The 10553-nt window shown below is 54.3% G+C and carries 10 protein-coding genes; 4 read left to right on the forward strand and 6 right to left on the reverse strand.

From position 1 onward, the window contains the following. Positions 1-73: 73 nt before the first annotated feature. Complete coding sequence (gene purM, locus KEM39_RS04320) at positions 74-1108, reverse strand: phosphoribosylformylglycinamidine cyclo-ligase (RefSeq protein ID WP_118996842.1); 1035 nt, start codon at positions 1106-1108, stop codon at positions 74-76. Between the two features lie 148 nt (positions 1109-1256). On the opposite strand from purM, the gene KEM39_RS04325 reads away from it, so the two are divergent. Continuing rightward, positions 1257-1448, forward strand: coding sequence for a hypothetical protein (locus KEM39_RS04325; RefSeq protein ID WP_118996843.1), 192 nt, complete (start codon positions 1257-1259; stop codon positions 1446-1448). A 120-nt stretch (positions 1449-1568) separates the two neighbouring features. On the opposite strand, the gene typA is transcribed toward KEM39_RS04325, so the two are convergent. Both typA and KEM39_RS04335 read right to left on the reverse strand, forming a co-directional pair. Then, positions 1569-3380 (reverse strand): translational GTPase TypA, encoded by a 1812-nt coding sequence (gene typA, locus KEM39_RS04330; protein WP_107863230.1) that lies wholly within the window; start codon positions 3378-3380, stop codon positions 1569-1571. A 280-nt stretch (positions 3381-3660) separates the two neighbouring features. Then, the gene (locus KEM39_RS04335; RefSeq protein ID WP_211709647.1) at positions 3661-4554 is read right to left on the reverse strand and encodes an NAD(P)H-hydrate dehydratase; all 894 of its coding nucleotides are present in this window, start codon (positions 4552-4554) and stop codon (positions 3661-3663) included. 63 nt (positions 4555-4617) lie between these two features. On the opposite strand from KEM39_RS04335, the gene KEM39_RS04340 reads away from it, so the two are divergent. The 3 genes from KEM39_RS04340 to KEM39_RS04350 all read left to right on the forward strand — a co-directional run bounded on the left by KEM39_RS04340 (position 4618) and on the right by KEM39_RS04350 (position 8620). Continuing rightward, positions 4618-5274, forward strand: a complete 657-nt coding sequence (locus tag KEM39_RS04340) for a cytochrome b/b6 domain-containing protein (RefSeq protein ID WP_211709648.1) — start codon at positions 4618-4620, stop codon at positions 5272-5274. A 206-nt stretch (positions 5275-5480) separates the two neighbouring features. Then, positions 5481-7340 (forward strand): dihydroxy-acid dehydratase, encoded by a 1860-nt coding sequence (gene ilvD, locus KEM39_RS04345; protein WP_118996846.1) that lies wholly within the window; start codon positions 5481-5483, stop codon positions 7338-7340. Positions 7341-7387: 47 nt separating this feature from the next. Next, complete coding sequence (locus tag KEM39_RS04350; protein WP_118996847.1) at positions 7388-8620, forward strand: CapA family protein; 1233 nt, start codon at positions 7388-7390, stop codon at positions 8618-8620. 140 nt (positions 8621-8760) lie between these two features. Here KEM39_RS04350 and KEM39_RS04355 read toward each other — a convergent pair whose 3' ends face one another. From KEM39_RS04355 to bioB, 3 genes are all read right to left on the reverse strand, one after another. Further along, a complete protein-coding gene (locus KEM39_RS04355; protein ID WP_025458391.1) occupies positions 8761-9036 on the reverse strand; it encodes a hypothetical protein in 276 nt (91 codons plus the stop codon). A gap of 100 nt (positions 9037-9136) precedes the next feature. Next, positions 9137-9295, reverse strand: coding sequence for a hypothetical protein (locus tag KEM39_RS04360; RefSeq protein ID WP_155270583.1), 159 nt, complete (start codon positions 9293-9295; stop codon positions 9137-9139). An 11-nt stretch (positions 9296-9306) separates the two neighbouring features. Further along, positions 9307-10359, reverse strand: a complete 1053-nt coding sequence (gene bioB / locus KEM39_RS04365) for a biotin synthase BioB (protein ID WP_118996848.1) — start codon at positions 10357-10359, stop codon at positions 9307-9309. Positions 10360-10553 lie beyond the last annotated feature (194 nt).

The following is a 10553-nucleotide window of genomic DNA, read 5'->3' on the forward strand; positions in this document are numbered from 1 at the left end:
TGCGGATACGCGTTCGGAAGATGCAAAATGCCGTCTGAAAGGGCTTTCAGACGGCATTTCAATGTATGAATAATCAGGCAACTTGGGTTTGATGTTCGTCACCCCGACGCTCGCGGATGCAACCCAAACGGTACACTGTCTCGCCCTGCCCGCTCAGGAATGACTGAACCGCATCGGCATCTTCGGCAGCAACGATGACGACCATACCGATGCCGCAGTTAAAGGTTCGGTACATTTCTTGAGTTTCCACATTGCCCGCCTTTTGAAGCCATTGGAAGAGCTTGGGCAATTCCCACGATTCGGCATTGATTTGTGCAACCGTGTTTTCAGGCAACACGCGCGGCACGTTTTCAGTAATGCCGCCGCCGGTAATGTGCGCCATACCTTTAATGGTAAATTTTTCCAAAGCGGCAAGAATCGGTTTCACATACAGACGGGTCGGCGCAATAACGGCCTCACGCAAGGTTTTGCCATTATCAAACTCGGCATCCAGATCGGGATTGTCGCGTTCGATGATTTTACGGATGAGGGAATAGCCGTTTGAATGTGCGCCGTTGGAAGCCAAACCCAATACCACATCGCCCGCGCCGATGCTGCGGCCGGTAATGACATTCTCTTTTTCCACCACGCCGACGGCAAAACCCGCCAAATCGTATTCACCAACGGGATACATACCCGGCATTTCGGCAGTTTCCCCGCCAATCAGGGCGCAGCCGGATTCTTCGCAACCTTGTGCAATGCCCTTGATGACATCGGTCGCGCGCGGAACATCCAATTTGCCGCAGGCAAAATAATCCAAGAAAAACAGAGGTTCTGCTCCTTGAACCAAAATATCGTTGACACTCATTGCAACAAGGTCGATGCCCACCGTATCATGTTTATCCCAATCGAAGGCAAGTTTGAGCTTGGTACCCACGCCGTCCGTACCGCTGACCAATACGGGATTTTTATATTTCTTGCCAATTTCGACCAATGCGCCAAAACCGCCCAAATCCCCCAATACTTCCGGGCGCATCGTGCGTTTGGCAAACGGTTTGATGTTTTCGACCAGTTGGTCGCCTGCGTCGATATCGACGCCCGCATCGCGGTAACTCAATGAAGTACTCATCATTTTTCCTTGGTAAATGGGGATTGGACGGTAAAATAACGGGGCGTATTCTACCTTATTTCGCGTTTGCAGGTTCAGATTTTTAGACAATATTGTAAACAATATTCTTTGTATGGCAGATTTTTTGACAAACCGTGCAAGGATGTTGATGACCCAAGCAAGATCAGGTTCGGTATTTGAAAAATTGTCCGGAAAAACAAGCCCGCCGGATTTTGACGGATTGCCCCGTAAAATTAAAAATGCGGGCTTCCCGAAACGGCAACCGTTCCGAGACCGGAAGTACTGGCATCACCCGTCCGCAGATAATCCGGTACAAACTTTTTTATTGTTCATACAATGATTTTATTTAAGAAAATATATGAGCTATCGGACAACCCGTTTCCCGATACCGGCCAATAAAATGCCGTCTGAAATTTTTCAGACGGCATCGCGTATCATTTAAACATTAATCCAGTAAACATCAATCCAGCTTTTTAAAGTGGCGGCGGCGTTCCAATTCGCTCAAGTAACGCTTGCGCAGACGGATGGATTGCGGTGTGATTTCTACCAGCTCATCATCGTCGATAAACTCGACCGCGCCTTCCAGCGTCAGCTTGATCGGCGTGGTCAGGCGAACGGCTTCGTCGGTACCACTGGCACGGATGTTGGTAAGTTTTTTGCCTTTGAGCGGGTTGACCACCAAATCGTTGTCGCGGCTGTGGATGCCGATAATCATGCCTTCGTAGATTTTGTCGTTGGGCGATACGAACATACGGCCGCGGTCTTCCAGATTCCACAAGGCATAAGCAACCGCCTCGCCCTGCTCTTGGGACACCAGCACGCCGTTGTGGCGGCCGGGCATATCGGGTTTGACGGGCGCATAGTCGTCGAACACGTGGCTCATCAAGCCGACACCGCGCGTCAGGGTCATAAATTCGCCTTGGAAACCGATTAAGCCACGCGCCGGAATATGGTATTCGAGGCGGGTGCGTCCGTTACCGTCGCTTTCCATATTGGTCAGTTCGCCACGGCGGCGGCCGAGTTCTTCCATTACCGCACCTTGGTTGTCGTCGGGTACGTCTACGGTCAGATTTTCATAAGGTTCGCATTTTTGACCGTCGATGTCGCGGTACACGACGCGCGGTTTGCCGACGGCGAGTTCGTAGCCTTCGCGGCGCATATTTTCCAACAAAATGGTCAGGTGCAGCTCGCCGCGCCCGGATACGCGGAACACGTCGGCATCGGCGGTATCTTCCACGCGCAGGGCGACGTTGGTCAGCAATTCTTTTTGCAGGCGGTCGCGGATTTGGCGGCTGGTTACGAATTTGCCTTCCGTACCCGCCAGCGGGCTGGTGTTGACCATAAAGTCCATCGTCAGCGTCGGTTCGTCCACGCTCAACATCGGTAGGCCTTTGGGATTGTCTTTGTCGGTGATGGTTACGCCGATACCGATGTCTTCGATACCGGAAATAATCACGATGTCGCCGGCTTCGGCTTCTTCAAGCGGCACGCGTTCCAAACCTTTGAAACCCAAAAGCTGGTTGATGCGGCCTTGGGCGATTTGCTGCTCGTGGTTCATGACGGCAACGGTTTGACCGGGTTTGATACGTCCGTTCAAGATACGGCCGATGCCGAGGCGGCCGGTGTAGTTGTCGTAGTCGAGCTGGGAAATCTGCAGTTGTAGCGTTTCGTCCGCACTGCCGCTCGGTGCAGGCGTGTGTTTCAAGATAGTGTCAAACAGCGGACGCATGTCGTTGCTCTCGTCGGTTTCTTCCAGTTTGGCGAAACCGGACAGGCCGGAAGCGTAGACAATCGGGAAGTCCAACTGCTCGTCGGTTGCGCCCAAGTTATCGAAGAGTTCGAAAGTTTGGTCGATGACCCAGCTCGGACGGGCAGACGGTTTGTCGATTTTATTGATGACGACGATTGGTTTCAGTCCCAAAGCCAAGGCTTTTTTAGTTACAAAACGGGTTTGCGGCATCGGGCCTTCCTGCGCGTCCACCAACAAGACGACGCAGTCCACCATCCCCAAAACGCGCTCTACTTCGCCGCCGAAGTCGGCGTGTCCCGGCGTGTCGACGATATTGATGTGGTAGCCTTCGTAATCGATGGCAGTATTTTTGGCGAGGATGGTGATGCCGCGTTCTTTTTCAAGGTCGTTGCTGTCCATCACGCGCTCGTCAACCTGCTGGTTGGCGCGGAATGTGCCGGATTGGCGCAGCAGTTGGTCGACTAATGTGGTTTTGCCGTGGTCGACGTGGGCGATAATGGCGATGTTGCGAATTTGTTTCATAATTAATGTTTTTCAAAAACTGTAAGAGATAACTGCACATTATACCACTCTTTACCGGACAGTATTTGGGAAATGAAGATGCCGTCTGAAGCCCTTGCCTTTCAGACGGCATCTTCTTACATATAGTGGATTAAATTTAAACCAGTACGGCGTTGCCTCGCCTTAGCTCAAAGAGAACGATTCTCTAAGGTGCTGAAGCACCAAGTGAATCGGTTCCGTACTATTTGTATTGTCTGCGGCTTCGTCGCCTTGTCCTGATTTTTGTTAATCCACTATACTTTCAGTTATCCAGTTCAGTTATCCAGTTGCGCAGCCACCTTGCCGCCGGGGCGATTTCGCCTGCCAACAGCCCTGCCGTAATGCCTGCCGATTCTTTTATGACATCTGCCGCCGTGCCGTGCAGCCACACGCCCGCGCAGGCGGCTTCAAAAACCGGCACGCCCTGTGCAAGCAGACTGCCGATGATGCCGCCCAATACGTCTCCACTACCCGCCGTTGCCAATCCCGCGTTGCCGCTTTCGTTGACATAGATTTCCGTATCGGGCGCGGCAACCAATGTTTTGTGCCCCTTTAAAACCACGGTTGCGCCGAAAATTGCCCCCATCTTTCTCACTGCTGCCGTCCGATCTGCCTGAACTTGTGCAACCGTCGTTCCAAGCAGGCGCGCGGCTTCGGCGGGGTGTGGCGTTAAAATCAGGTTTTTACACCCGCGCGCCAGATTTCGGGTTTCGGCATCGGTTGATAATATGTTCAGCGCGTCCGCATCCAAAAGGACGGGCTTGTCCGTGTGTTCCGCCAAAATTCCGGCAAGCGTTCCGACCGCCGCCTTATCCGTACCCAGGCCGCAACCCGCCGTCCAAGCGTTTATGCCTTGACGCTTGGTCAAACCGTCTGCCGTGTCCAACATAATTTCGGGAAAACCGGCAATGACGGCGAAAGGCAGCGTTTCCTGATTGAAACCCGCCCACACCTTACCGCAGCCAAGATACATCGCCACGGATGCCGCCAATATGGGCGCGCCGCTCATACCCGCAGCCCCGCCGACAACCGCCAGTGTTCCGAAAGTCCCTTTGTGCGAATCTTCCGCACGGGCTTTGAAAATATGGGGAAAACGCAATGCCGTCTGAAGCATCCGGCGGCGGCTCTCGCCTGAAAGATGAAAAACGGGAAACATTGCCCCTCCAATCGGTTAAAATAAGGCTCGAAAACGAACCGATTCTACCGCCGGAAACCGATTATGAAAAACAAAACCAAAGTCTGGGACCTCCCCACCCGCCTTTTCCACTGGCTGCTTGCCGCGTCCCTGCCCTTTATGTGGTATAGCGCGAAAGCCAGCGGCGATATGCTGCAATGGCACACGCGCGTCGGGCTGTTCGTCCTTTTCCTGCTCGTATTCCGCCTCTGCTGGGGCATTTGGGGCAGCGATACCGCCCGTTTTTCCCGTTTCGTCCAAGGCTGGGCAGGCATACGCGGCTATCTGAAAAACGGTATTCCCGAACACGTCCAACCCGGACACAACCCCTTGGGCGCACTGATGGTCGTTGCGCTTTTGGCCGCCGTGTCCTTCCAAGTCGGCACGGGGCTTTTTGCCGCCGATGAAAACACCTTCAGCACCAACGGCTACCTCAACCATTTGGTTTCCGAACATACGGGCAGCCTTATGCGGAAAATCCACCTCAACTTTTTCAAGCTGCTCGCCGTTTTTTCCGCCATTCATATCGCCGCCGTCGCCGCATACCGCGTGTTCAAAAAGAAAAACCTCGTCCTCCCGATGATAACCAGCTTCAAATACATCGAAGGCAAAACCTCAATCCGCTTTGCAGGCAAAGCCGCGCTTGCCGCCGCATTATCGGTTGCCGCGCTTGCCGCAGCCGCCGTTTTATTCCTTTCCTGAAATTTGGACATTATGCCGTCTGAAGCCGTTTCGCCTTTCAGACGGCATTTCCCCGCCGCGATAAAGCGTCGCCCCTCCTTCCGCAACGTTCACGCAACATCAATACTTGGTATAAAATACCTTTTTTTTCCATTTCAAAACACAACAAAAATGCCGTCTGAACGCCTTTTGCCGTTCAGACGGCATAGCAGACAAGGAAACACACTATGCCGGACTACCGTTCCAAAACCTCCACCCACGGCCGCAATATGGCGGGCGCACGCGCATTGTGGCGCGCCACCGGCGTGATGGAAACCGACTTCGGCAAACCGATTATCGCCATTGCCAACTCCTTCACCCAATTCGTGCCCGGCCACGTCCACCTGCACAACATGGGCCAACTGGTTGCCCGCGAAATCGAAAAAGCAGGCGCAATCGCCAAAGAATTCAACACCATCGCTATCGACGACGGCATCGCCATGGGACACAGCGGTATGTTGTACTCCCTGCCCAGCCGCGATTTGATTGCCGACTCCATCGAATACATGGTCAACGCCCACTGCGCCGACGCGCTGGTGTGCATTTCCAACTGCGACAAAATCACCCCGGGAATGCTGATTGCCGCCATGCGCCTGAATATCCCGACCATCTTCGTCTCCGGCGGCCCGATGGAAGCGGGCAAGGTCATCGGCGTGGCCAACATTCAACCCGAACGCCGCTTGGACTTGATTGATGCCATGATTGAATCGGCGGACGACAATGTCAGCAACCGGCAAGTCGAGGAAGTCGAACAAAACGCCTGCCCGACCTGCGGTTCGTGTTCGGGTATGTTTACGGCAAACTCGATGAACTGCCTGACCGAAGCACTCGGTCTGTCCCTGCCCGGCAACGGTTCGTATTTGGCGACCCACGCCGGCCGCAAAGAATTGTTCCTCGAAGCCGGTCGCATGATTGTCGAAATCACCAAACGCTATTACGAGCAAGACGACGAAACCGTGCTGCCGCGCAGCATCGCCACCAAAAAAGCGTTTGAAAACGCCATGACGATGGATATTGCCATGGGCGGCTCTACCAACACCATTTTGCATTTGCTCGCCGTCGCCAACGAAGCGGGCGTGGATTTCAAAATGGCAGACATCGACCGCTTAAGCCGCGTCGTCCCCTGCATCTGCAAAACCGCACCCAACAACCACGACTACTACATGGAAGACGTGCACCGCGCCGGCGGCATCTTCGCCATCCTGAAAGAACTGGACAAGGCGGGCAAGCTGCACACCGACGTATACACCATCCACGCGCCGACGCTGAAAGACGCGATTGAAAAATGGGACGTAACCAACCCTGAAAACACCCGCGCCATCGAACGCTTCAAAGCCGCGCCCGGCGGCGTACGCACCACCCAAGCGTTCTCGCAAAACCGTATGTGGAAAACCCTCGACCTCGACCGCGAAAAAGGCTGCATCCGCGACGTGGCACACGCCTACTCGCAAGACGGCGGTTTGGCGGTCTTGTTCGGCAACATCGCCGAGCGCGGCTGCGTGGTAAAAACCGCAGGCGTGGACGAGAGTATCCTCAAATTCACCGGCCGCGCGCGCGTGTTTGAAAGCCAGGAAGCCGCCGTCGAAGGCATTTTGGGCAACCAAATCGTGGCAGGCGACATCGTCATCATCCGCTACGAAGGCCCTAAAGGCGGCCCGGGTATGCAGGAAATGCTGTACCCAACCTCCTACCTGAAATCCAAAGGTTTGGGCAAAGCCTGTGCCCTCCTGACCGACGGACGCTTTTCCGGCGGCACATCAGGTTTGTCCATCGGACACGCCTCGCCCGAAGCGGCGGAAGGCGGCGCAATCGGTTTGGTACACGAAGGTGACACGATTGAAATCGACATCCCCAACCGCAGCATCCGCCTTGCCATTTCCGATGAAGAGCTTGCCGCACGCCGCGCCGAAATGGAAGCACGCGGCAGCAAAGCGTGGAAGCCGGAAAACCGCGACCGCTACGTCTCCGCCGCATTAAGGGCTTACGGCGCGATGGCGACTTCCGCCGACAAAGGCGCGGTGCGCGACGTATCGCAAATCGAGAGATAAGCCCCAAAACGTGCGGCAAATGCCGTCTGAACAGTAAAGGTCTGATTATGGACAAATTTATCTGGGCGATGGCGGTATTTTCCGCAATTTTGGCCCTCGTTATCGGTAGCGGCTTTACCGCGCTCGAGTATGTGAAAGAGCCGCCGCTGCCCGCCCCTTATGCCGTTTCCGCACCGCAAACCGCCGGGGTCAAACTCTCGGCGCATCCTGCCGGAACGGAATCCCCCGTGCTGCCGATTGACGGTTCAAACCACGCGCCCGTTTCAAACACCGGCGATGCGGACGGACAGGACGCGCCTGACGGAAAGGCAGCCGATACCGTTTCCATCATCGGGGTCGGCGACATTATGCTCGGCAGCAATTATCCGGTCGATTACCTGCCCGATACCAATATCCTGAAAAACGTCGAATCCGTCTTGCAAGACGCGGACATTACTGTTGGTAACCTCGAAGGTACTCTGTTTGACGAAGGCGGTACGCCGAAAAAATGTGCAAACCCCAAAATATGCTATGCATTCCGAACGCCCTCCGCATACGGGCAATACCTTGCCGACGCGGGATTCGACTACCTCAGCCTCGCCAACAACCACAGCAACGACTTCGGCGCGCAAGGCATCACGGCAACGGCAGGCAACCTTGACGAATTAAACATCAAATATTCGGGCATCGAAAACAGGTTTGAAACCGCCATCCTGAAGAAAAACGGCGTGAGATACGGCTTCGTCTCCTTCGCCCCCAACCTTGCCGCCGTCAAACTGAACGACTATGCCAAAGTTAGAAAACTGATTCGGAAAACCAAACAAAAAGCCGACATCGTCATTGTGATGTTCCACGGCGGTGCTGAAGGGAAACAGGCGGAACATTTGCCGTTCGATACCGAAATCTTCTATGGGGAAAACAGGGGCAACGTCGTTGAGTTTGCAAGGCTGGCCGTTGATTCCGGCGCGGATGTCGTATTCGGGCAGGGGCCGCACGTTACACGCGCCGTCGAACTTTACCGCGACCGCTTCATCTCTTACAGCGGCGGCAACTTTGCCACCTACGGCGCAATCAACACCTCCGGCATCAGCGGCATTGCGCCCATTTTCAAAATCATCACCGACAAACAGGGACGGTTCGTTTCCGGCAACATTATCCCCATCACTCAAGTCGGCGATAAAATCCCAAAAATCGACCCCGAGAAAACCGTTATCGGGCGGATTATTTATCTGAACCACAGCGATTTCCCCAACGGGAACGGACTGGATGTCTCGCCCGACGGCAGCATCACGCGCCGGTAAAAAGATATTCAAAATAATGTCCGAAAGAAAATGCCGCCTGAACAAATGCCGTCCGAACCTTTCCGCGTTTCAGACGGCATTTTTGCAATCATCAATAATCGACTTTAATCCCCGAGGCTTTTTCCGCTCCGCCCGTGCCGCTACAAGAATGAAACAGCAATTTTAGCAATACAGATATACGGTAAAAACCTCAACCAACGGTCTGTCCGACAGAAAAACCATATAAATGCCAATACGAAGCATACAGCCCATACGCCCCAAGATGTTTCCGACAGCAGCATATGGATAGTTTTACCGTCGGTAATCAGCAGCAGGAGCGTAAACGGCAACGACATCAATAAAGTCCCCCATCGGTTTTTGACAAAGGGGAGGCGTTCGTCAAGAAACATCAGAAAGTCGATAATTTTTTCCGGCATAAGCTGTCAAATTCCCATAAGCTCCATCTCTAAAGCCGACCGCCAATCCAATGCGGCGGCAGCGATACAAACACGATAGTGCCTGTCTTTTACTATCGTTTCAATCCATTTTTCGATCTTCCGGCTCGAACTGCAAGGGATACAGGTCGGGCTTTTCCAAATGCCGTCTGAAGCTCGTCAGGATTCTTTGGAAATGCTGTGAACAAATGCCGTCCGAACCTTTCCGGGTTTCAGACGGCATCCGCGTTTCAGACGGCATTTTTGCAATCGTCAATAATCCACTTTAATCCCTGAGGCTTTTTCCGCCCCGTCCGCGCCGCCTTCCGGCTCGAACTGCAAGGGATACAGGTTGAGCTTTTCCATCAGGATTCTGTCGCCGTCTTCGTCCGGATTGCCCGTGGTCAGCAGCTTGTCGCCGTAAAAAATCGAGTTCGCGCCCGCCATAAAGCACATCGCCTGCATTGCTTCCGGCATATTGCTGCGCCCTGCCGACAGCCGGACATAACTTTGCGGCATCGTAATCCGCGCCACGGCGATGGTGCGGACAAATTCCGTCCAGTCCAAATCTTCGGCATCGGCAAGCGGCGTGCCTTCCACTTTGACCAACCGGTTAATCGGCACGCTTTCGGGCTGCGGGTCGAGATTGGCGAGGCTGGCAATCAGCCCTGCGCGTTCGGCGCGGGTTTCGTTCATCCCGACGATACCGCCGCAGCAGACTTTCAAACCGGCGTTGCGGACTTTGCCCAAGGTGTCCATACGGTCTTCGTGCCGGCGTGTGTGGATGATGTCGTTGTAGCGGTCGGGGTCGGTGTCGAGGTTGTGGTTGTAATAATCCAATCCTGCTTCTTTAAAGTCTTCCGCCATACCTTCTTCGAGCATACCGAACGTGCCGCAGGTTTCCATACCCAAGCCCTTGACGGCTTTGATGATTGCGGAAACCGTCTCCACGTCTTTGGGTTTGGGACCGCGCCATGCCGCGCCCATACAAAACCGGCTTGCGCCGCGCGATTTGGCGATTTTGGCTTTTTCGACGATTTCATCCACATCCATCATCTGCTCTTTGCCCAGATTGGTGTTGTGGTGCGCCGATTGCGGACAGTAGGCGCAATCTTCGGGACAACCGCCGGTTTTGATGGACAACAGCGTGGAAAGCTGGATTTCGCGCGGGTTGAAATTTTGGCGGTGGACTTCTGCCGCCTGATGGACAAGTTCTAAAAACGGCAGTCCGAAAAGTGCCTCGACATCGCATTTTTTCCAATAGCGCGCGGTGGGATGAGGCTTGCACTCGGTCTTACGGCGCAAGGCGACGGGGGATACGGTCATAATGTGTTCTTTCGTATTTACAGCGGCGCAATGACGCTGACAGGCAAACCGCCGGCGCAATGACGGCGGTTGCGGGTAATCAAATGGCTGAAAACAGCGGCGGCAAGTGTAACGCGTTTGAAAATACGGGGCAAACGGTTTTTCCGCCTTTGTGCCGCGCAGCCGGGCAATGCCGTCTGAAGGGCTTTCAGACG

The sequence above is a fragment of the Neisseria sp. Marseille-Q1983 genome (assembly GCF_018224585.1).
GTDB classification, from domain to species: Bacteria; Pseudomonadota; Gammaproteobacteria; order Burkholderiales; family Neisseriaceae; genus Neisseria; species Neisseria polysaccharea.